The sequence below is a fragment of the Ignavibacteriales bacterium genome (assembly GCA_026390595.1).
Classification (GTDB): Bacteria; Bacteroidota; Ignavibacteria; order UBA10030; family UBA10030; genus UBA9647.
This window is the reverse complement of sequence record JAPLFQ010000024.1, coordinates 48,670-71,957: the sequence shown is the minus strand read 5'-3', so window position 1 is coordinate 71,957 and position 23,288 is coordinate 48,670. Positions and strand designations below refer to the sequence as shown.

The 23,288-nt window shown below is 54.4% G+C and carries 14 protein-coding genes; all 14 read right to left on the bottom strand.

Annotation, left to right across the window (positions count from 1 at the left end):
• Nucleotides 1-131 precede the first annotated feature (131 nt).
• A complete protein-coding gene (locus NTU47_13605; protein MCX6134843.1) occupies nucleotides 132-4,103 on the bottom strand; it encodes a DUF2194 domain-containing protein in 3,972 nt (1,323 codons plus the stop codon).
• Between the two features lie 20 nt (nucleotides 4,104-4,123).
• On the bottom strand, nucleotides 4,124-4,462 hold the full coding sequence (locus NTU47_13600; GenBank protein MCX6134842.1) for an STAS domain-containing protein: 339 nt from the start codon (nucleotides 4,460-4,462) through the stop codon (nucleotides 4,124-4,126).
• A 63-nt stretch (nucleotides 4,463-4,525) separates the two neighbouring features.
• The gene (locus tag NTU47_13595; protein MCX6134841.1) at nucleotides 4,526-5,980 is read right to left on the bottom strand and encodes a GAF domain-containing protein; all 1,455 of its coding nucleotides are present in this window, start codon (nucleotides 5,978-5,980) and stop codon (nucleotides 4,526-4,528) included.
• Between the two features lie 101 nt (nucleotides 5,981-6,081).
• Nucleotides 6,082-6,456 (bottom strand): response regulator transcription factor, encoded by a 375-nt coding sequence (locus NTU47_13590; protein ID MCX6134840.1) that lies wholly within the window; start codon nucleotides 6,454-6,456, stop codon nucleotides 6,082-6,084.
• Nucleotides 6,457-6,472: 16 nt separating this feature from the next.
• A complete protein-coding gene (locus tag NTU47_13585) occupies nucleotides 6,473-8,014 on the bottom strand; it encodes a SpoIIE family protein phosphatase (protein ID MCX6134839.1) in 1,542 nt (513 codons plus the stop codon).
• Between the two features lie 29 nt (nucleotides 8,015-8,043).
• A complete protein-coding gene (locus tag NTU47_13580) occupies nucleotides 8,044-10,068 on the bottom strand; it encodes a hypothetical protein (protein ID MCX6134838.1) in 2,025 nt (674 codons plus the stop codon).
• 19 nt (nucleotides 10,069-10,087) lie between these two features.
• On the bottom strand, nucleotides 10,088-11,533 hold the full coding sequence (locus NTU47_13575; GenBank protein ID MCX6134837.1) for a hypothetical protein: 1,446 nt from the start codon (nucleotides 11,531-11,533) through the stop codon (nucleotides 10,088-10,090).
• 259 nt (nucleotides 11,534-11,792) lie between these two features.
• On the bottom strand, nucleotides 11,793-13,307 hold the full coding sequence (pelF, locus tag NTU47_13570; protein ID MCX6134836.1) for a GT4 family glycosyltransferase PelF: 1,515 nt from the start codon (nucleotides 13,305-13,307) through the stop codon (nucleotides 11,793-11,795).
• Complete coding sequence (locus tag NTU47_13565; GenBank protein MCX6134835.1) at nucleotides 13,304-14,218, bottom strand: NAD-dependent epimerase/dehydratase family protein; 915 nt, start codon at nucleotides 14,216-14,218, stop codon at nucleotides 13,304-13,306. The genes pelF (NTU47_13570) and NTU47_13565 overlap by 4 nt, the downstream gene beginning before the upstream one ends.
• 10 nt (nucleotides 14,219-14,228) lie before the next feature.
• Complete coding sequence (gene pelF, locus NTU47_13560; protein MCX6134834.1) at nucleotides 14,229-15,434, bottom strand: GT4 family glycosyltransferase PelF; 1,206 nt, start codon at nucleotides 15,432-15,434, stop codon at nucleotides 14,229-14,231.
• Nucleotides 15,431-16,582, bottom strand: a complete 1,152-nt coding sequence (locus NTU47_13555; protein ID MCX6134833.1) for an ATP-binding protein — start codon at nucleotides 16,580-16,582, stop codon at nucleotides 15,431-15,433. The genes pelF (NTU47_13560) and NTU47_13555 overlap by 4 nt, the downstream gene beginning before the upstream one ends.
• A gap of 296 nt (nucleotides 16,583-16,878) precedes the next feature.
• A complete protein-coding gene (gene ettA, locus NTU47_13550; GenBank protein ID MCX6134832.1) occupies nucleotides 16,879-18,549 on the bottom strand; it encodes an energy-dependent translational throttle protein EttA in 1,671 nt (556 codons plus the stop codon).
• A gap of 518 nt (nucleotides 18,550-19,067) precedes the next feature.
• The gene (locus NTU47_13545) at nucleotides 19,068-21,203 is read right to left on the bottom strand and encodes a heparinase II/III family protein (protein MCX6134831.1); all 2,136 of its coding nucleotides are present in this window, start codon (nucleotides 21,201-21,203) and stop codon (nucleotides 19,068-19,070) included.
• 13 nt (nucleotides 21,204-21,216) lie between these two features.
• The gene (locus NTU47_13540; GenBank protein ID MCX6134830.1) at nucleotides 21,217-23,175 is read right to left on the bottom strand and encodes a glycoside hydrolase family 97 catalytic domain-containing protein; all 1,959 of its coding nucleotides are present in this window, start codon (nucleotides 23,173-23,175) and stop codon (nucleotides 21,217-21,219) included.
• Nucleotides 23,176-23,288 lie beyond the last annotated feature (113 nt).

Here is a 23,288-nt window from a genome sequence, read left to right as displayed (position 1 = left end):
CTTTAGGATCTGGGTCGGAGCGGTGCCCCGACCTCCGATATCTGACCCCTCGCAAGAAAATCGTCTCACGATACAAGCGCATGGTCCTGACTTTCTTCGCGCCTTCGAGTGAGTACTTGCAGAACGCATTGTTAGTACCGATACTGCAGCACCGCTCTAACCGTGTTTTGTGAGTAGACTGTTGAGCCGAGTCTTTCGTACTCGACCACTATCTGCGAAAACATCGACGGCCTGAGTGTAATTCGGCCGCGGACGTTGCTGGAGAAGACCCCCGCCTGCAGTGTATGCAAATACGCGGCCTCGACCGTCAACCCCGCAAACAGGTCCTGCACAACATTCACACCCGTTGATGTTGTGGAGAGAAGCGATGGAGTCCAGTACGGAATTGAAGTACGATAGATTACCCTGGTATCCTGATAGGCGTAGTTCGCGAGAAGCGTGATCGACGGTGCGCCCAAACGTACTTTATATGTCATGAAGCTGGCGACTGTCGTCTTGGTGTTGTCGTCAGAATACGAATTCACCTCCGCCGCCCCCGAGATGCTCAACCTGTCCGTGGTCTGGTAGAACAACTCACCTGCAACTCTGCTCACGTAGATTCTTGTCCTGATTGCCTGAACGCCTTCAGTCGTCTCGAACCGCTGGAGCTTCAACGCGGTGGTGACCCGCGGCGTCAGCACGTTATCGACCTGGAGCGACAACGATACCGGGGTCCAGTTGGACTCATAGGACGTGGCGATCACAGATCCAGAAAGCGACATCCCTTGCATCAAGAGATACTGCCCGGTCATTCCCAGGCCGTAACCGACTTCTGTGAGCGCGAGTCTTCTGTCAAGGACGCTCTGCCGAAGCGCATGGAGGCCCAGGTTCCATTTCTTTCCCTGAATCATTCCCGCGGCGAGAGGCACTTGTTCACGCACGAGATCATTCGAATCCTCGGTCCGCTCATACGATGATTTCAGGAGAAGGCCATGGTCACGACGAATCTCCTCGATCCCTATCCTGGCTTCCCGATTGGATGGATCGATCATGAGGATTTCGCCATAGCGCGAACTGGCGGCGTACCACTCCCCTTCGCCCCGCTCAATATCGGCCAGCAATGTGAGCGCTTCCCTGTTCCTTGGATCCCGCCGCAACACCTCAACGAACTCGGCTTTTCCGCCCCCGGGGTTCTTCGTCCACACACAAAGACGACCCAGCATCACGCGGGATGGAATACTGTCTGGTTCGGCCTGCACTATTCTTTGAAAGATCGGGACCGCCTCCTGCTGGCGTTCCTTCCAGAGATAGAGTTCTCCGAGGCGCTTCAGCGAGGCAACATCGTTTGGTTCGTCATGGATGATCCGTTCATACTGAGGAATCGCCTTGTCGAGCGAGCTGTTCTCCAGGTACATTCGCGCAAGGGATCTTCGAGCTTCACGATCTGTTTTGTTCGAGGCCACGATCGATTCGTATTGTTCGATCGCTTTGCCGCCCGCGTTATTCCATAGATACAATTGAGCCAGACGTTTCCTAAGAGCGGAGCTTCTCTGCTCGTACGGCAGGAGCCCTTCGTAGATACGAATGGCGTCGGCCTGGCGGTTCGCTTCGAGGTACTTTTCCCCGAGAAGCCTCATCGTCGCCGTGTCGGATTTTTCGATCAGCAGAATCTGCTCATACTGGCGGATACCCTCGTCGTTCATGGAATTCCAAAAACAAAGGTCTGCCAGCGTCTTGCGGAGAGTGGTGTTTCCAGGCTCACGCTTCACCAGTCTTTCGTACAATGGTATTGCGTCTTTCTGCCGATTTGCCCAGACATAATTCTGCGCCAGCGCTTTCAGTGTCGCCATGTCTTTGGAATCAGCTCGCAGGAGTTTTTCATACAATGGAATAGCTTCTCTCTGCCTGTTTGCCCCCACGTATCGCTGAGCAAGGTTCTTCAACGCCGCGCGGTCGTTTGGCGCAAGCCGGACGATGTTCTCGCCCGACTTGATGGCTTTGTCTGACAGATTATTCCAATCATACAATTGTCGGAGCCTTTTCCACAACTCAACATCATTGGAATTGTCACGCAGCGAAGTCTCCAGCACGGCGATCGCATCCTGCTGTTTGCCCGCACCGATCAGGTCGTCCACCTGTTGAATCATCGTTTTCGGTGCTGCGGGTGCAATGGTCTTTCCTGCGACGGATAGGGACGGAGGTAAGATATCATTGCGCCCCGATCGATCAATGCTGTAGAGGTTCCCCTGCTCCGGTCCCTTCAGGGTCACCGAGCCGACCGAATCTCTCAGCGTGAGCGTCATCGTCGGCCTTGTCGACTTCAGGATGTAGTAATCTGTGAAGGCAAGATTTTCAGCGTGCAGTATTTCTCCTCCTTCAACGTGCTCAATTGGATTGTTATCCGGGAGGTAGAACATGAAGTGAGCGGGGGTCAGGCTGCTGGTGAAGCGAACGATCTTGCCTTCCGATGCCACGGAAGCGGATGCGGATGCGTACTCCATCACCGCGTCACGGGCCTCCGTCAGCGTAAAGCTGCGCAGCCATGGATAGTAATCCCGGACGAATTTCAACCACTCCTGAAACCGATAGTAGAGCCCGTTTTTCTTCGGCTCATTATACCAACCCGCGACATCCGTATTGTGATCTTCACGGACGCTTTCCTGGTACCGGCCCGATGTGGGAATCACGTCGTCAGGGTGAATAAAGTGATTCCAGACACCGACGGAATGAATCATCGAGATTGTCATCATCTTGTTGAAATCATCCATCTCGTAACCGCTCGTCGTCCGCGGGACGTCGATCACATGTTCGTTCCAGGGATCGGGGCCAAATTCCCGCGCCTGGCCAAGATCGAAATTTCCCATGAACTGGCCGCCGACAACCCGGATACCCGGAAAGACATCGACAAGTGCGCGCAACCCGACAGAATCAATGATGTTCATCGGCGGAATGTAACCAAGCGGTTCCGGACCCAGGTTGTCCATCTCCCACCGCCTCCTGGCCGCCTGAAGCGCCAGCGTCATGTTCTCTTTTGAACCCCACCTCGACAGGGTCAATGGCTGATGGTTATAGCCATGAAAGGCCAGCTCTATTGTCCGCGAGGCCTGACGCGCGACCCAGACGGAGGAATTCATCGGCTTGCCGGCGAGAGTAATCTGGCTCCGTGACCACTCGTTGAAAGCGTACGGCGGCTTCGTCATTTCACTGTAGTTGAAGATAAGCCCGGCGGTGTAGCGGAGACCAAATTGCCTCCCCAGCTTCACCAAGTCGGGGAACCAGCGGAAGGAATAAAACTCCGACGCCGTCTCGTTAAACTCGGATTTGATCGGCTCAATTTTTTCGTTCGGCGAGGGGAGGGGGAAATCGTCGAGTGAGACATTGGACACATTCAACAACAGCGCCGACGTCCAGGGCTGAACGCACCCGATCGAAGCGAGGATGTATCCTCTGTAGATTCGCGTCGTGAGCAGCGACGTGTCCCAGAAGAGCACTTTGCCCCGGCCATAACGCCGGAACCAGGCCGCAGGATGATCGCCGATGTAGGTCCTGGCAAACACGCTGACCGTGCTGTCCAGCTGGACATCGAAACGCGAAATATCGGTGAGCAGCCGGTCATTGATCGAGATATTGTTGATACCGGGGAGGAGTTCTTTCGTAAACACAAGTCCGCGGCTTCTTTCACCGATGACTGTGGGGGCTGTGCTGTAGGCGATGCCGAACAGGTCTTCAAGATTCGGGTTCCATCCGCGGAACAACACCACCACTGCTCCTCCGTCACGAACGTAGCGGGTCAGGTTCGCACACGCTTGTTCATTCAGCTTCCACACGGTCTCCGTTGTGATAAGGACCGACGTGTATTCATCAAGTGACGGGAGGTCGCTCGATCGGGCCAGGTTGTAGGAATGGAAAGGAAGGCGTGCGTACCGAAGCGAGATCAGCGTTTGAGCGAAACAGTACATGCCGTACTCTTCCGTCGTGTCGTACAACACCAGGGCTGAGGTCTTAAGCGGACGATTGACACCTGAATTGGAAAGAGATTGTGCCGCGCCGGGGTTCCAGGAAACGAAAGCGGATTGTAACGAGAAGAGAATGAACCAGATGCCGATTGATCGATGTACGCGCATGGCGCAAGGCCGCCTTCTGATCACGACTCAAAGCTTTTTATTGCTTCATCGATTGTCGCATGAAAAGAAAGGTGTTTGTCCGTCCGCGTCAATTCGAAAATCTTCCGCACCTGCTCGCTTGATTGGGCGAATTTTATCGCCGCGTGAAGGGAGACGGCCAATTTGTGTGCATTGACCATGACGCCGAGGCAGGAGCTGTCGACAAAGAGAACGTTCTTCATATCGACGACGATCTTCTTGTTCCCCTGTTCAATGGTATCCTTCAGCAAGGCTTTCAGCCGAGGAGCAAGCGCAACGTCAAGTTCTCCATGGAGAACGACGATCGCGACGTCTCCTTGTTGGTGTGCGGTGAATTCCATGATGTTCCTCGATTGTTCAATTCAAAGCTGCCGATGGCACTTCGGATGCGTCCCGGTGTGTGCTCAGCGCTTCTGCAGAATCTGTTTCAATGCACCAATAACCCTGGGGTCGAACTGCGTTCCGCTGCGGGTATCAAATTCTTCGTCCATCGCTTCAGGCGTTCGAAGTTTTTCCTGAAGATCCCCTGACTGAATTTCTTCATAATATTCCGCAACAGCAAGGATTCTTCCGAGCAGTGGAATCGCCTCCCCTTTCAATCCTTCCGGATATCCCCAGCCGTCATACCATTCGTGGTGCGTCCGGATGGCCTCGGTGACATCGGAAGAGATCGGCAGGACCTCCACCAGGCTTGCTCCGATGGTGGGATGATTGAAATCGGCACGGAAGCCCGTCTTGATCTCAACGACACCGCACATGCCTACATCGTGTATGCGTGCCGCCAGCTCGAGATGGCCGAGGTCCTCTGTTTTCAGGCCAAGCGCCTTCCCGATTTCCAATGCCGTTGCAGCAACCTTGTGCGAGTGGCCCGCTCCGTAGGGTGATCGCACATCGTAGGATTCGCTCAACGCCTTCAGGGTACCAAGATAACTCTGGGTAAAATCCTCAAACAACTTGGAATTCTGTATGACGAGTTTGATCTGGTCACAGAAGCTTCTGAGTATCGTCAGACTCTGCTCTTCGAACGTTTTGCTCGATGCGAAGTTGATGAGTGCAAAAACACCGTGAAGCTGTTTGTTTTCGACGAGAGGTACGGCAAGAATCGATCGAATGCCGAACTTCGCGATGAACTCGAAATCCTGCAGTATCAGAACGTCGTCCGCATCCAGCGACCATTCAAAAAGGCCTCCCTCCGAAGAAAGATTGATTTGCGAGAGGAACGCATCGGGAAGGTTTTTCGATGCCCGGACCGTCAGCATATCGTTCCCTGCTATGGCAACGAACCCGGCCTCCGTCTTGCTTGCGGTCAGGGCAAGATCCAGGAGCAACGAGACAAACCGATCCACCTCAAGCGCTGATCCGAGCACCCTCTGCGTGACACGAGCGCGTGTGGCCGCGATCCGAAGATCCTCCTGAAGCCTCGTGATTGAGCGAATCTTCTGGACGCTCGCACCCATCGCGAGCGAGTAGTCTTTGAGCAGGGCGGCGGCCGTTTTGTCAAACGGACGGGCCAATGCCGGCCCCGCAAATATGCTCCCGACATACTTTCCGTCATGGCCGATGAGCGGAAGATTGAGAAATGAACCGGCCCAAACTTCGACAAACCGAAGTGTCTTGAAATCGGGGTCGAACCGCAACTGCGCTTCCGGGCTCTGGAGCAGCTCGATCAGGTCAGGGTCCTTTCCCAGGGCTTTCGCAGACTCCGGACGATCGAGCCGAAGGTCCATATGTTCAAGGCCAAGAACATCACCGCCTGATGATACGACGTAGACATAGTAGGCCGGACTTATGAGTATGCCGTCGAGCACATTGAGCAAAAATTTGTATGACGCCTCGGCGGACTGGCTCTCTAATGGCAACAACGCCACTCTGCGCCAGAAATCGCTCTCAGGACGTGCCGGCTTTACTTGCGGTTTTTTTGAAAACATGTTGTCGAACATAGTGGTCCGAATCGAAGCAACTACTTTTCCCCGGTGAGCTCCCGTACTGTTTTGGTCAGCTCTTGTGGATTGAATGGTTTCTTCATCACGCAATTGACCCCCGACGCAAGCAGCTCGTCGACGTCGCTCAGGTGGTCACGGGCGGTGAGGACGATAATGGCGATCTCATCGAACTCCTTGCGGCTCCGGATATCGCGCGCCAGTTCGAACCCGTCCTTGAAGGCCATCATAAGGTCCGTGACAACGACGTTTGGCCTCAGGCTTTCGACTTTCGCCAGTCCTTCGACACCGTCTTCCGCAATGGAAACATCATATCCGGCTTTTTCCAGATGATACATCAGCAGTCTTCGTATGGTGCTGTCATCATCGACAATGAGTATTGATTTCCCGGCCATGGCTTCTGGAACTCCCTTATCGAGATTTGAAAATGAGTATCGTCACATCATCACGCTGGCGGGCGCCGTTCCGAAACCGGTCAACCGATTCAAGGATTGCCTTCATCAGTTCTTCTGATGACGACCTCGCGTTGGTTTTGATGACGTCCCGCAACCGGTCGTCACCATAGAGAAGCCCGTCGTCACTCTTTGATTCTACAATTCCATCCGTGAACAGCACGAGGATATCGTCCGTTTGAAGGTGCGTGAGTTTTTCTTCGTACGTCTCATCACTGAAAAGGCCGAGGACAACTCCCCCCTCTGCCAATTCGAGAAACTCCTGTGTCGCCGCCTTCCACAGAAGCGCCGGGGGATGTCCGGCGTTTGAATACCTGAGAGAATTATCCTCCTCGGAATACAATCCAACGAATACCGTCGCGAAGACATCGTTTCCGCGCGTGTCCTCATTGAGCAGGTTGTTCGAGTTCTTGAGGATGTCGGCCGCGCTGACTCCGGGTTTGGCCTCTGACCTGAGAATGCTTCGCAACGATGCCATGATGAATGCCGCACCCAGGCCATGCCCCGCAACATCAGCTACGATAAGCGCCCACTGTTGAGAATCCAGCTTGATGAATCCGAAGAGGTCTCCGCCGACCTGGGCTGAGGGGAGGCAGAGTGCTGCGACATCGAGCCTCGCGAATTCCGGAACACGATCCGGCAGGAGGCTCTGCTGAATTTGCTGGGCAAATTCAATTTCGTGCCGAAGCCCTTCTGCCTCGCGCGCTTCCGCCACCAGACGGGCCGTGTTCACAGCAACACCGAGATAGCCGGCCAACGCGGTCAGCGAAATCCGGTCGCCGGACGTGAACATCTCTCCGCCGGTTTTGGCAAGGAGGACGATGGCGCCGATTGCCCTGTTATCGACATCGATAGGCACACCGAGGACAGATTGGTTGTTCTGCTCCGTTCGCTCGAGGATCAGATGTTTTCTGCTCGAGACGATATCTCTCGCATAGGAAAGGCAATCATCCTCACTGAAAGCCAATGTCGATTTCGGGTCGGTTTCCCTGGCCTGAATCGCCAGGCCGGTTCCGTCCATCAGCACCACCGTGCCGAAACCGACGTTGAGCGAATGAACTGCCTTTGCCAGGATTATTCTGCAAATCTCATTCTTGTCAAACACTGTGCTTACATCTTCGATCACATCATACAAAACGTGGAGTTCCTGGTACCGTTCCAGCAGTTCTTCCGAAAGCGTCTGGATCTCCGCTTCGCTCTTGACGAAGTATCCGATCCCGTCCGCCGCGAGATCAACAACGGCTTCCACCATCACCGTGTCCGGGCATCCAGCTGCTTTCTCTGCAAAGAGCCTCAACGAAACCTCCTTGTTGCCGGAGCCGGTTTTCAACAGCCTTCCACCGGATGCCGCAGATCGTGCAAGACTCTCAGGATGGAAATTCTCCGTGCTCACAACAGGCTGCAGCAGCGCATCCGTCAGACAGAAGGCGACGCTGTTGTGTTTGCTCACGCTGCTCAAGAACGCCGTGAGCTGCTTTTTCAGAAGCGAGCTAACCATCATAGGGATTCACGTCGGATTTCGTCGGCACGCTATCCTCTCAGCGCGTTGACGGTCATGTCTTCAAGCTTGTAGACGATTACTTCCTCGTCGCTGTAGAAGACCTTAAGATCATAATGGTTTTTCTGATATGTATCCAGCCAGTGCTTGATGTTTGCAGCTGAACCAATGTTCACAGTGGCCAACTCAGTGGCAATATTCGATTTCTCGTGTGTTCGTTCGACAAAGATAAAGAGCAACGGCGTCGGGACTGCCCCCTTCGTCCCATGCTTGTAAGTTTCCGGATCGAAGCTGCTGTAGAAATATCCGTAATCGAGAAATCGGCCGCGGTTCATCCCGCTTAGAGCGGTTCCCCGGTGTGAAACCACCGTCCACTGATACGGCATGTATTTCTGTTCGATGAGATAGAGGCTTTTCGCGAAACCATCGGGTTCTGCAGTGTATTCAAATGTCACCCGCTGCGCCGGCGAGTAGAGCCATAGACAACAGAGTGCGGCTCCGAGTACCAGCAGCCGCCAGGAGTCTCTCATCCACCCACGGGCCCGAAGATGCCCCAGCGCTTCGTTCCCAAACCTGATGCCCCATCCCACGGTGATCCCGAAGGTTATTGCCGTCACGACCGACAGAAGGAAACAGATTTGACTGAATGGGACAGCAGCAGCCCATTCTTCAGGAAGGTATTGGGCGAGAAGCAGAAGCGCAATGCCGAGAGCCCCCCACGAAAACAATTGGAGATGGAGCGACTTCTCCGAGAAACGGCATACGCTGAGAAGCATCGTGACACCGAAGAGCACTGCACTCATCAACACGAAGAGATGCGGCAAACCCTCGTACAATGAAAAGTACCTGTTGACATGCTGGTCATACATGAGCACTTGCACCGTGTTCTTGAATCCCTCATATCCCTGCAGTGCTCTCACGAAGAGTGCGCCCCCGATCAACAGCGCGACCGCGACGCCGATCATCGCCAACAGCCGTGTGCCGCGCAGCCACGGTAGCCGGTATGCGAAAAACAATGCGCCGATAAGAATGATGAATACCCCGACCAGAGCGAAGGTCCCGACAAACAGGCTGATAGTCAGCGCACAGAACAGGCCGGCGATTGCAGCGGCAAGCGTACGGAGCTGCGGCTCGACGCAATACTCTGCAAAGAGTGACAACGACGGCAGCAGAAATGCGCTCGCAAGCACGAGACTATCCGCTTCCACCTGATGGCGCAAATCCATCGGCAGGAAATTGCTGGACAAACCAAAAAGAGCCGCCCCGATGATTGAGCCCTGCAAAGACGACGTGGCACGGTACACCACATACGCAATTGAACCGGCCAGCATCATGGACGATACCGCCCCGAGGAAATGAAGAACGATCGCTATATTCACCTGCGACAAGAAGCTTAATGTCTGTGCGAGCATGGCGAGCCCCAACGGCACGCGATATCCACCGCCGTACATCTGGTTAATCTGAAGACGTTTGACCTGTTCGAGGGTCTCATAGTATTCGATGGAGAATGGGGCGGCGTGACTCCACACCGGCACCAATCGAATAAGCCCCGTCGCAGCGATGACGGCTGCGAGGACAACCACAGAAAGTACGTGGAAAGCATCGATGCGTTCCCCCACAGACTTGAACCAGCGTCTTCCCCACTCCTTACAATACGTCCATGATACAACGTCCAGCATTCGAAGGAGATTCGAGAAAAGGCTCTCAAAACCGTGCACCGATCGGCGGGAAACCGAATACCACACACGCACTACCAACATTCCCAGGCAGACCGTGGCAAGGGCAACACCGTCGTACATCGTCGCAAGCACGAGCAGGTGAGCAGTCACGACAACGAGGGTGCCCGCGATGAGAAAACCCGCGGCTCGTCGACGCCATGGTTGATCAGCAAAAATCGACGGCAGCAGGAGCCGAGGCACGAGGCCAAAGAGCACAGCACACCCTATGAGGATCCTGATGACCCCGCTGACGAGCAAATTATGGTATTCGGTCAACACCTGATGCTTGCCCGAAGAAGTGATCCGGCGTTTTGTAGAATCATTGGGTTGTCTTTCCAAGTATCTCCATGACACAACACTAGTACGCCGCGTAGTAGTAATAGTCAAGGTTGCGGAAAAATTCCTGCGCGTAACGCGTGGAAAGCACCGCAAACGTGGCGCCTCCGGCGACCAATCCCAGGACTCCATATTCATAATGAATGCATCTGCTTGCTATCAGGGCAACCAGCAGATTGACCGCGGTCGCGGGGATAATCGACCGCAGAACAAACTCCGGCCGCGACAACGTGAAGAAGAATAAACCATTATAGAGTCCGATGGCGATAAGAAGGTATCCGACGGAAGCAGCGTAGAAAACGAGATACGTCGTCGGGCTGCTGAAGAATTCGCGGACCTCCTTGATTTCGCTGAATTGCCGGAAATACATCACACCAAAATAGGTCACGAGAATATCAATGACGGCAACCACGGCGACGAGGAAGAGAAATTTTCTATAGAATCGTCTGAAGAACCCGATATAGTCCTCTACCCGGACGCACTTCACCGCCTTTTGAGCCGGGATCTGAAAATGAGAAAACTCGTGAATGATATACTCCAGCAACGCGAGCGTGAAGACAAGCGAAATCAAGGCCCAGTCCAGCCCCAATTCATACGAGGTGCGGAACCAGAACATATACGGCGGTGGCTCTGGACTCGGAGCCGACCAGCTGACAAACCGATCTATGAAAATATTGAGGAAATAAAATACCCCGTACACGAAATAGGGGGCAATGAGATAGGCACGGACGGAGGGTTTGGGAAGCCTGCCCGATTTCAACTCCGGAATCGTGCTTTCCGCTGTTCGCCGAAAGACAATCATCGTGTAGAGCATGATCAGGATGAGCGCGAAACCCATGCCGCTCCAATGGGCGAGGTAAATGCCGAGCGAGGTGTACTCCATGATACAATAGACCGGTACGACCCCCGCCAACGTGACGGCAAGAACGGACATCGGGCGGCTCAGAACGACCGCCACAGATGAATACAACCAGATTTCGGAGAGAAGCACGTAGTACATCAGGCTGACGAGCGTGAGCCTGGTGTCGTACAGAGGGATCACCAGATTGGCGAGGAATATCGCGATTGCGACACCAAGGACGGTGAACGTTCCTTGTGCGACAAGCTTCCAGCAGATCTTCTCAGCAAGAAAATAGTTTTCGCTTCCTACGAGACGTATTCCTTCCCGGCCGATGCTCTGGATGAACCCGCCTGTGACGATGAAACTGAGGAGGGTTCCGAGCGCCACAATCGTGGCCTGAGCCTCCGTAAAATCAACCCACGCCCACAGAGAATACCTGAGAACCAGGATGCACACAATCTGGCCTATCATCGGCATCGCGGTCACTGCACCTTCACCATAGTAGCGGAAAAAGCGGAGTATCTTTTCCGTGAGCTTCTTCTTCCGTCTGACTTTTTCCTGCTTCTTGTGAGCGCCAATTTTCTTGTCGAGGATGAAAGCGTACACAACCTCGGCCAGATCGAACACGTTCTTCTTCTTGAATCGGTCACGCGCATCGACGTCCCGGAATCCGAGACTCTCCAAAGCAGCGGCAACAGCCTAGGAATCGACGGGCTTGCCGATGATTCCGCGAACATCGACTGCCACGGCTTCAAGCTCGTGTTCGATGGTCAAGGCAATGTCACCGCGTTCATTCGCAGAGATCGCAGCTGAAACGTCGGCCGGTGATTGCGTCGCTATGTCGTTCGTGCTGTCGATAACGATCCTGGTATCAACATTGAAGCCATTAATTGGGGATTACCGTTTGCGCAGCAGCCAGGGAAAGGCTCGCGTACGACTTTCGGTAGGTATTCATGGTCTGAGAGTTCCTGAAGCGCAAGAGGACCTGCTCCCTTCCCATCGTGCCGAGCCGTTCCCGGAGTTCGTGATCCTGAAGCAGCTTGATGACGCCCTCCCCCAAAGCCTGAGCATCCCTGGGCTTGACGATGAAACCGAAACCTTCGAGTGCTTCGCGCACACCTCCGACGTCCGTTGCGACAACGGGGCGTGCACATGCCATCGATTCGAGTACCGTATAGGGAAATCCTTCGGAAATGCTCGAGAGGATGCTGATGTCTCCTTCATGATACAACTCATGGGGTTTGCTGTGGAAACCCGCAAACCGGAAATTCTCGTGAAGCTGCAGCTCACTGATCAGGTCCACGCAACGCTTTGTATACGGGGGGTCGACATCGAAAGGGCCGTACACAATGTACTGAACATCGGGTATGTGTTCGCGGACAACCGAACATGAACGGATCATCGTTTCGATGTCCTTCAGCGGGAAAATCCTCGCGGCGGCAACAACCGTCGGACGGTTTCGCGTTTTTTCGGGTTTCTCTTTCGGGACGAAGATCGCCGGATCGATACCGTTGTAGATCGTCTTGATCCGGGCTGCATCGGCGTCGAAGCGGGTTTCCCAGCGATGGTTGTAGTTGCAGACCGGTGAAATCTGGTCCGCCGTCGAATACAGCAGTCGCGTCGCGTAGGAAGACAAATTCACCATGAACCGTTTCGCGAACGGCGTGAACTTCCCTGCCGAAATGGCGATATACCGCTCGCGGATATAGATGCCGTGATCGGTCACGATAATCGGCGTGCCATACTCCAGTTTGGCAGCAATCGCAGGAAGATTGGAAACGCCCGCGATCGTCGCATGAGCAAGATCGGTTTTCGGCACGAACGCATTGAGCGGCATCAGGTAGTTATAGAGCCATCGCATCGCGGTTGTCAGATCGAAGAGTGTCGGGCGCTCTTCATCCGGGACGCTGGAAATCTCACATTGATGCTGTATGGTCCCCAGAAACGTCTTCCACACTTGCGGCGACTGAATCGTGCGCTTGTACTCGTACTGCTGGAAATAGCGGTACAGCTGATGGATGACGTTCGGATCGAGCGACTTGAGAGACGCGGCGGAGAACATTTCACGAAGGAATTTCTCGAAGACCGGGATAAACAAGTGCCGGATTACCTGCGGCGTCGTTTCGACCCGATTGAGATAGACGTCCGCGAAAGCGGTGTCAGGACGCACGTACTCAGACGGTTCCTCGCTTCCCCACAATGGAACCTGACGCACATACTGGACATTTTCCGGGATCTTGTACTTCAGGGCGGCGATCGGTGTGCCTGTGACTGCGACAACAAAGAAATCAACGTCGCTCAGTTCGCGGCAAAGCAAATCGCACCAGGTGCTCACCCCGCCGCCGGCATACGGATATGTGCCTTCTGTCAGCAGGAGGACAGAAAGCCTGCCGTTCGTCATAGTTTGCTGGTGAGGTATTCGATCGTGGGGTTCAATCCTGTTTCAAGCGTGTACTTCGGCTGAAAGCCGATTCCGACGGCGCGTCCGATATCGGCCTGCGAGTGTTTCACGTCACCAGCCCGTTCCGCCGCGTAGACGATGGCGGACGAAGACTTCGTCAGAGCGATGATGGTCTTCGCAAGGTCATTGATCGTGATTCTGCCTCCGCACGCGATGTTGTAGACACCGGTTGCAGCCGAACGCGCCGCGAGGACATTCGCGGCCACCACGTCCTTCACAAACACAAAGTCCCTCGTCTGTTCGCCATCGCCGTAGATCGTTATGTCCTGGTTTCGCAGTGCCTTGTCGATAATGATCGGGACAGCAGCAGCGTATTGCGACTTCGGATTCTGTCTCGGACCAAAAACATTGAAATACCGGAGACACACAACAGGCGTGGCAAATTCATTGGTGTACATCTTTGCGTAGTACTCGGCGTCAAGCTTCGTGACCGCGTACGGACTCTTCGGCTCCGGGATCATCGATTCGACTTTCGGCACAACCGGGTTGTCACCGTAGATTGCCGCAGATGATGAAATGACGACCTTCTTCACTCCGTGCGTTCTTGCTGCTTCGAGGACATTCAGCGTTCCGTGCACGTTGATGTCAACAGTCTCCCGCGGGTTTTCAACCGACTCCGGAACACTGACCATCGCTGCGAGGTGAAAGATGTAGTCCACCCCCCGTGCGGCCTGTTCAACCGCAGACCGATCGGTCACGCTTCCGTGTATGAACGTGACCCGGAATGGGGCGAGATTGCGTTCAAACCCTGACCGCAGATTGTCAAGCACGACAACCTCGTCTGTCTGGTGAAAGTGCTCAACGATATTGCTTCCAATGAAACCTGCCCCGCCGGTGACGAGAATTTTCATGGCATCGTTCCTATTCTTTCAGCAGACGTTCATAAATGCGGCTGTATGATGCGATCACGGGCTTCTCTGCATACAGCTCTTTTGCGCGCCTCAGCCCTTCCAGCGCATACTCTTGATAGAGCGACGTGTTGGTGCTCAGTTCGATAATCGCCTCTGCAATCCGCATGTGATCTCCGACCGGGCAGAGCGTGCCAGCTCGGCTCTTCGAAGTCCCGTGCCCATTCACAAGCTCGGGGCAACCGCCGACATCCGTTACGACGACTGGTATGCCATGAGCAAAGGACTCGAGGACCGCGTACGGCTGCGCTTCGCTGATGCTCGTCAACACCGTGATATCGATCGCTGAATAGTGGTTCGCCATGTCAGCTTCGCCCGTAAACTCGAGCGTGTCCAGATGGAGACGTTCCGCGAGTTCCATGCACTCCGCCGTGTAGCGGGCATCGTGATCAAGCGGACCGATGACCAGAAACTCCGTTCGGGGAATTCGTTCTTTCACAACTGCGGCAGCACGGATGAACGTTTTGACATCCTTGATCGGAGTCACCCGGCCAACCAGGGCAATCCGTATCTTCCCGTCTGATTTCTTTCCGACGGAAGCGTGCGCGCCGTTTCGGGAAACATCAACACCATTCGAAATGACCTGCATCCTGGCCTCAGGCGCACCGAGAGAGCGCTGCAATGATTGATTGAACGAGCATACTGTCGTGATGACGTCCGCCGATGCATACGCCTGCCGGGCGAAGTCCTCAAACGTCTGGCGCCATGTCTCCCAGGTTCGTCCCAACTGCAGTTCACCGTTTTCTGTATTGACGATCTTGAAACCGCATTCAAGTTCATCGGCCCCCAGAGAGACTTCGTGCCAGTAGATCCCGTGTTCAGTGAGGACGAACGGAAGGCCGCTGCGGCGCTTCATTTCCGTTCCGAGGAGTCCCGCGAAACCGGTGGAGAGCGAGTGATAGAGTCTCGCTTCCGGCAGCAGGTCGACCAAATCAGACATCGATACCGCAGATTCCATTTCGTTCAATGGAATGAGCGCGATGGTCTTCAGGTTCTGGGGAACCGGTACCTTTGGAAGCGTCGGCATTTCCCCATGGTAGATATGAGCGACGGAAAACGCTATATCTGGAAGACCGTTGACAAGAGCGCGTATCCAGGTCGTCACGCCGCCGGTCTTGAAAGGATATGTCCCTTCCAGTATGAGGCAGACATCCGTCATGATTTCGTATCCGGTTTGATCACCTTCTGCATCCGAACCTCTGTTCCTTTGTCGAGCGATACTATTTCGACTTCATCCATGAGCGAGTGAAGAAGATAGACACCGTACCCGCCTTCGTGGGGAAGTGAAGTGTCGGGCGGCGCATACGGTTTCCGTCCGAGACCCGAACCATAGTCCCGGATTGTCAGCGAGACAGAACTGTCCGAGATCTGTATCTTCAAATCCACCCGACCCCTGCGTGTCTCTTCGTAACCATGGACAACGGCGTTCGTCACGGCTTCACTGGATGCGAGGACCACGTCGCTGAGGACATCCTCAGGCACGGCCTGTGCCGAGAGAACATCCACGATCCACCGTCGCACGTCCTTCATTGTTTCAAGGCTGCAATCAATAATCTTCTCGGTAATCACGGTCTTGACTGATTCCTTCACTGGCGATTTGACAAACGGCGTGAGACCGTACTCAAGCGCCCTGGTACGCACAAACGACTGCGTAGCCGTATCACCCTGTACAGCATAGTCGATGACAAAGATTCTGGTCTTCAGCCGACTCTGAAGCTCCTGAAGCTCTTTGGCGCGCGGTACAGACTCTGCCTCAGGACGAAGGAAGTACTTCTTCGTGCCGAAATCGTACGTGGCAAACACACTTTCGACACAGATCCCGTCTATGATTTCGTTCACGCTCCCAGCAAGAAACAACCCGTTGTTCAGCAGAATGATCTTGTCGGGATAGGCCGATCGAATCCTGGAGATCAGCTTTATCACACCTTCCCGGCTTGCCGGATAGAGCTCCGGGCTGGCGATGTCGATCATGTCGAGAAACACGCCGGCGTACTCCGAGCGGTATATCCTCGGCAGGATCTTGTCAAGGACAAGCTTCTGCCAATCAGGATTATTCACGTCAATGTAGAAATGGCCTTCCCAGTTTGGATTCTTTCCCAGCAGCCATTCATGCTTGATATCCGAATAATACCAGCGGTATTCTTCGGCCTCGCCGATGTTCAGATAGGCAACGGGCAGTATCTTCCGGACCGCAAGTGAATCGGCTTCCCTGTTGCGGGATTGGTCGGGATCCATGATCACAAGATCATAGTGACTGAAATCCGCCAGCCTGTATTCGCCGGAGAACTGAACCGCGAAATTCTTCACTGATTGGATGGCTTTCCGGGGGGGGACTTCGCGGTCGGAAATAGTTGTGCTACAGTGAAAGCAGGTTGCGAGAAGACAGAGCGATGCGAGAGAGTGTCTTATATCCATGGAGCGGAGTATTGGCGGCTGTGATCCAAAGACCCTCATAGTCTGCAGCAGGGGAGTACATCGATCTCACAAAAATATAAGACAATCGGTATAGAACTTCAACGAATTACAACTGGTACGATGAATTCAAGGAGACAGAGAGCACCCATCTGCCATCGAGAAACGCAGGTCCGAGTGAAGCCGATCTTCTACCTCACCAGTCTCTTGTACTTGATCCGGTGCGGCTGATCTGCAGCGATTCCCAGCCGTTCCTTCCGGTACGCTTCGTATTCGGTGTAGTTTCCGTCAAACCAAAGCACCTTGCTCTCTCCTTCAAACGCCAGAACATGGGTTACGACGCGATCGAGGAACCAGCGGTCGTGGGAGATGATAACGGCGCATCCGGCAAAGTTCGTCACGGCTTCTTCCAAAGCCCGGAGCGTATTGACATCGAGGTCGTTCGTCGGTTCGTCCAACAGCAGCACGTTGGCCCCATCCTTGAGCACCTTGGCAAGATGCACGCGGTTTCTTTCTCCGCCCGACAGAACGCCGGTCGGCTTCTGCTGATCGGTTCCACTGAAGTTGAACCGGGATACATAGCCGCGCGAATTGACTTCGCGATTGCCCAGTTGAAGAACTTCCTCTCCCCCCGAAATCTCCTGCCAGATCGTCTTGTTCGGATCGAGCGGACGGCTCTGATCGACGTATGCCAGCTTCACCGTCTCGCCGACGACAATACTCCCCGAGTCGGGTTTCTCCTGTCCCGTGATCATCCGGAAGAGCGTTGTCTTTCCCGCGCCGTTGGGGCCGATCACACCGATGATGCCGCCGCGGGGAAGAGAAAATGTCATCTCTTCACACAACAGATTGTCGCCGTACGCCTTCGAAACGTTCTTTGCCTCGATGACGACGTCTCCCAATCTCGGACCGGGCGGGATATATATTTCCATCTCTTCGTCCCGCTTGTCCCCCTGTTCTTCAAGCATCTTTTCGTACGCTGCGATACGTGCTTTGCTCTTGGCATGACGCCCTTTGGGGTTGAGACGCACCCACTCCAATTCACGGGCGAGAACCCGATGCCGCTTGCTTTCCTGCTTTTCTTCAAGTTCGAGACGGGCTTTCTTCTGCTCCAACCATGACGAGTAGTTCCCCTGGAACGGGATCCCCTCTCCCCTGTCGAGTTCCAGGATCCATCCTGCGACATTGTCCAGGAAGTAACGGTCGTGCGTTACGGCGATGACGGTCCCCTTGTACTGGCCAAGATGATGTTCAAGCCACGCGACCGATTCTGCATCCAGATGGTTCGTCGGTTCGTCGAGCAGGAGCACATCCGGTTCCTTCAAGAGAAGTCTGCACAGCGCGACGCGACGCCGCTCTCCGCCGGAAAGGATTTTGACCGGGGTGTCACCGGGGGGACATCGAAGAGCATCCATCGCCATCTCGAGCTTGCTTTCGAGATCCCAGGCATTGAGATGGTCGATCCGTTCCTGGAGCTTCGCCTGCTTCTCGAGAAGCTTGTCGAAATCCGCATCCGGCTCCCCGAGAGCGGCGTTGACAGCTTCGTACTGTTTAAGAAGAGCGACGGTCTCGGCAGCCCCCTCCTCGACAATCTCCTTGACCGTCTTTGACTGATCGAGTTCCGGCTCCTGAGGAAGATAGTCGAATGTGATTCCTTTCTGGGACGTCACCTGGCCCAGATAATCCTTGTCCACACCGGCGATGATGCGCAGCAGGGTACTCTTCCCGGACCCGTTGAGACCCAGGACTCCGATCTTTGCCCCATAATAGAATGACAGGTAGATGTCTTTGAGTACCTGCTTGTTCGGCTTGTGGACTTTGCCAACGCCGATCATCGAGAAAATTATCTTGTTGTCGCTCATTGCAATAGTTGTTCTGATTGATTGAAGAGAAGGCGCAGGAGTGATTCTGATGTTTACACTAGAACCTCTCTCAAAAATGCTCACGCAAAGACGCCAAGACAGCGAAGGCAAGATCTTGAGTTGAAGATTCTTTACTTTGCGGCTTTGCGTGAAATTCTCATCTTACTGAAGTGTTTTTGAGATGCCTTCTAGTAATATGCGAATTAGTGTGACCAACCGAAAGCGATTCGCACGGGCACAGGGCTCCCTGCGTCGCGGTGAAGCCCGACAGAAATGACTAAGGAGGGACGACTCCGAAACGTTTGCGCGCGGCGATCGCAGCGGCGTCGTTCGTGTGGGCTGCCGCGAGTTTCTCTTCGAACGGCGAGTTGCTCATGTGGAATAGCGCTCCCGCCTCGCCCCGCTTTCATCCGGCTTCCCGGACGTACTACATTCCGGCAATCACCGACTTGAGCGAGAAGGCCCGACGGGTTTGGTTCATGGTCGTTCCTTCATCTTCTGTTGTGCCATTTCACCGGTCAGTTCTTCAGAACGAATCCGTCCTTCTCTTTCTCAAAAAGCCACTTGAAAGCGGCTCTCTCCCGCGTGATCGTGATCTCAATCTGGCGGTCACCGATTCTTCTGATTCTGGCTGATCTTACGGCCTGCTCAGCATCTTCCGGGTCGCGCACCGGAAGGAAGACGGTAGCGATCACCGAGGACCGCGACTTAGCCTTTGTTACCGCTTCCAGATAGGGAAGCCATGTCAATTCAGCATCTTCTGTTACCGGGACCGCAGCGATCTTGTCTTCGATGATTTCGAAATCGTTGTCAAGAACAAGTGGGATCAATGCCATCGTATGCCGCTCGGCCGACAGAAGGGCGTGATCCCGAAACACTCTATGATCCACTCCGACCGGAAGAGGCACGCGGGAAGTTTCTCGTCCCGGACGCCCCTGTCTCCCGGCGGCAGCCGGAAAGAACCGCGCCTGAATCGTTGCACCGGGGGAAGCTTCTACTTCATCGAGAATCAACGTTGTTGACGGCTTGTCGAGAACAATGCTCCTTCTCCATGTCTTAAGTTCCTTGCCCGGGTACGCCCTGGTTGGATCCATCAGCACATAGTCCCGCCGAGCACTGGTCTCAAATTTCAGGATTTCGCCGCCTATTCCCGGCTTCCAGGGCTGGTCCTTGAGCTTCGCTGGGATTTGCTGTTCGCCATTAACGAAAATCAGATTGTGACCTTCGCTCGATGCGAAGGGATATAGCCAGCGTTCTTCGTTGAAATAGATTTCATCGTACCGCATGCTTCCAAGATCGCGGATGAAGGGTATGTCGTGCCATGTCAGAATGAAGTTGCCGCAATCAAGGTGGCCGTGATGAGGGTCGTCGTTGTATCCTGCCTTGCAGGCAATGGTGACCGTCGAAGGATCTGAGAAGCTGCTTCGCAGTATGGCCCAATTGATGCTCTTGAAGAGTTTCGATTTTTCAAGCGGCTCGACTGGAACAACTGCCGGCCTCGGCCAGAGGATATCCATGATCGCCGTGCCTTCACCAAAGTACTGTTGTCTGTACCAGGCCGCAGTCGGACTTCCGCTTTCCTGAGCCAGCTTGTTGACCACCGCCGTTGGACCGATGGGCCCCGCCCCACCATCTTCGAAGTTTGCCGTCAGACTGTAGAGCGGAAAATCCAATGGGTGACTGCTGATCTTCTTGTGATTGAACAGGTTGAATTTTCCTCCCGAGAGCCGCTTGAGCACATCCACAAATTCAACGCTGACCCTCATCAAATACCCGTAGTAGCCCCTCCCCTCCTGCCACCCTCCATCGTCACCGATCTGATCATAGGTCAGGCCAATCCTGTTATATGCCTCCGCCACGACATCGACGAGCACGGGATTTTCCTTGAGCAACGCAAGGGAGCTGACACCAAGGCCTGAATAGCAGATCGCCGACCAGTTGCACCGATACGCAGATGACCACCAGAAAAAATCATAGTTTCCACGCACTCGCGTGATCGCTTTCTCGAGAAGTCCGTTCCGCAGCTTGTCGCGTTCCCATTTCGTCAGGACAGGATACACCCAGTCATACACAGTTGCCACCGAGATGGCTCTGCCGGAGGAAGTTATGTCGTAGGAGAACACAACCCGGTCATCAGGAACATTCCAGGGCCACACGCGGGGATAGATAATGTCAAATGTGTGGGCCTGCTGGACCCAGTTCTCGAGATCGCACAGTGCCACAGCGAACTCGATAGCCTTCTTCGCATACCGGATCTCGCCTGTCATCTGATAGAGAAAGGCCAGTTTGACGGCGCCATCCGCGATGTTCCCTGCGTACGCGTTCGCTTCATCACCACTTGCAGCATACCTCGGGTGTTTGACTCTTGCCGGCGGCGGATCCTTCACCGGCACGTACAGGAGACGATGTCCCTCTGCCAGCAAGCCGGCCATGATTGCCTTGCTCTCGGGATCTGTTTGAATCCTTCTGAGGATGGCAGGTTTGTCCTCGTTGGCAAAATAGAGGTACGGATGCTGGAGCTTCTCTATACTGATTGCTCTGGAAAGATCTTGTGTCGTCACCTGAGCGTGAAGCGATGCAGCCAGGAGGACGATGAGAGTGCAGATCACAGTGAGAGCCCTGAATGATGAGCAGTGATTTGTTCGAAAAGTCATTGTGGTCCTCTTATTATTGCTTCTTTGAGAATCGGCCGACGAAGCCGCCGCCATCGCCCATTTCAATCTTGAGATCAGAATTGCGGCGAAGATCCAATGTTTCTGTTTTCACCGCCCCCGAATTCTTTTGATCATCCCGGACAAGATCCCCCTTGTACGCTCCTTCGCCGAGGAACGAGAGCGGCACGCGCACGGTCTGAGCGACGCCGCCGTTCATAAGGGCGAGGTACCACGTCATACCACTTCGTCGGGCGTACACCACAAGCTCACCAATTCTCGACGACGGCAAGACAATCGTCTCGTCCCACACCGAAGGCATGCCCTTGATCACCTCGACGGCCGGGTTTCGCAAAATGCTGTCCGGGTGGGCGGCAATCGTGAGTAACGGACTGGAAAACACAGCCATAGTGGCAATCTGATGAGCCCAGCTTGTGTTCCGTCTTCGTTCGCTGAAGATCATGGAAGTGTAGTCTGCGGGTCCAGCCAGGTAGCGCGTAAACGGCAAGATTGTTTGATGTCTGGCTCGCTCCATCAAGCGGCTCGACTCCATGCCGCGGATTCCTTCACGGACAAGCTCGTTCGGCCACGTCCGGTCCCGGCCTGTAGGTTTGTTTGCACCATGAAATACAATCAATATCTGATGCTCTGCTGCCTCGCGCAGCATTTGCTCGTAGACGTCGATCACTTCTTTGGCCTCGTGATCGAAGAAATCGATCTTAGCACCGACCACACCCAGATCATGAAGCATCCTGAAGAACTCTTCGCGCTCTTGGGGGGTCCTTAGCTCTTTGCTGTGCTTCCAAAACCAAACACCCACGCCTTGCTTGCGGGAAAAATCGACCATTTCTTTCTGCTGTTCTATTGTCCATTTGCTCCAGACGCCCTCGATCACATGATGTTCAAAGCCGAGTTTGCCTGCAGAACGAGAAAACTCCTTGAGACCCTCAAACGAGGTATCTCCCCCATCGACGTACCGCCACGCTGCCCTTCCGGGTTTGATCCATGAAGTCTTGATCCCCTGAGGAAAGAGCTTCGGATCCGGAGGAGAGGAAAGATTCGGCAGAATTGTGCTGTTGACGAGAGTGTTCAGGTCGTGACCAACCATGACCACTCTCCACGGCGTGGTAATCTCGCCATTGATGGCTGCCGGTCTGCCGAGACGCTTGCCTTCGTCCCTGCCATAGCGGAGTTCAAAAGGATAACTCAGCGGTTGACGATGCCCGAGTCCGACTATCCACCCTCTTCGGCCGTCAGCCTCCAATCCCATTCCGCTGTAATTGACAAGGTTCGCTTCCATGATCGCCGCGTAGCCGGCTTCATTCGGCAACTTGAATGTCACCGGCGGTCCGGCCCACTGACCCGGCGGGACCTGGGCGATATCTTGTTTCACGTACTCGGCCTCATAGTGGCCGTCCATGTCGTGATACCAGACAGTGGAACTTTGAGGGACCAGGAAGGTCGTGTACTCATCAGGCGCCCGTGCTGCGGAGTCAGAACCGGGAATGACGTGACGAAATGCAATGCCATCGTCAAATGCGCGAACTTCGAGTGTGTACGCGGTGACGGAGAGGTCGTGCCGCAATCCGATTCTCGCGCCGTTGTATTTGCTCGCGGCTACGCTGTGAGCTCCGTACCAAGGATAGAATTCTTCACCCGTGTACGAAAGAAGAGTATCGAAGAGGACTCCTGATGACAAATCATATCCGTCGACTTTCATGACAATCGGAGATGGATCCAGCACCGTTGCATTTTCCATCTTGACGGTAAATGTCAGGCGTTCGGCATTCGGCAGAAGAGAAAACGTCACGCTCCCGTTGGGGCTTCTGACATCGATCTGTTTCATCGGCACGACCCGAATGAGGCGCCTCGAGCGTTGCTCTCTCGACTGAGATTGTGCCAATCCAATTTCGGGGCCGGGAAAAGCACTCATCAGTGCAACAGTAAGAGCAAGTGTGAAAATTGCCTTCTGCATGGACTTTCTTCCTTCCATAATCGGGGGCGGCGTGCTCGCGATTCCTCCTGCTGCCAACATATCATCGGGATCAGAGCCCGCACGCTGTTCGTGGGCTCTGCTCACGAACTGAT

Bases quoted from the DNA above. Each gene is read 5' to 3' on its own strand.
- NTU47_13605 (MCX6134843.1), bottom strand. From the start codon at position 4,103: ATGCGCGTACATCGATCAATCGGCATCTGGTTCATTCTCTTCTCGTTA.
- NTU47_13600 (MCX6134842.1), bottom strand. From the start codon at position 4,462: ATGGAATTCACCGCACACCAACAAGGAGACGTCGCGATCGTCGTTCTC.
- NTU47_13590 (MCX6134840.1), bottom strand. From the start codon at position 6,456: ATGGCCGGGAAATCAATACTCATTGTCGATGATGACAGCACCATACGA.
- NTU47_13585 (MCX6134839.1), bottom strand. From the start codon at position 8,014: ATGATGGTTAGCTCGCTTCTGAAAAAGCAGCTCACGGCGTTCTTGAGC.
- pelF (MCX6134836.1), bottom strand. From the start codon at position 13,307: ATGACGAACGGCAGGCTTTCTGTCCTCCTGCTGACAGAAGGCACATAT.
- NTU47_13565 (MCX6134835.1), bottom strand. From the start codon at position 14,218: ATGAAAATTCTCGTCACCGGCGGGGCAGGTTTCATTGGAAGCAATATC.
- pelF (MCX6134834.1), bottom strand. From the start codon at position 15,434: ATGACGGATGTCTGCCTCATACTGGAAGGGACATATCCTTTCAAGACC.
- ettA (MCX6134832.1), bottom strand. From the start codon at position 18,549: ATGAGCGACAACAAGATAATTTTCTCGATGATCGGCGTTGGCAAAGTC.
- NTU47_13545 (MCX6134831.1), bottom strand. From the start codon at position 21,203: ATGACTTTTCGAACAAATCACTGCTCATCATTCAGGGCTCTCACTGTG.
- NTU47_13540 (MCX6134830.1), bottom strand. From the start codon at position 23,175: ATGCAGAAGGCAATTTTCACACTTGCTCTTACTGTTGCACTGATGAGT.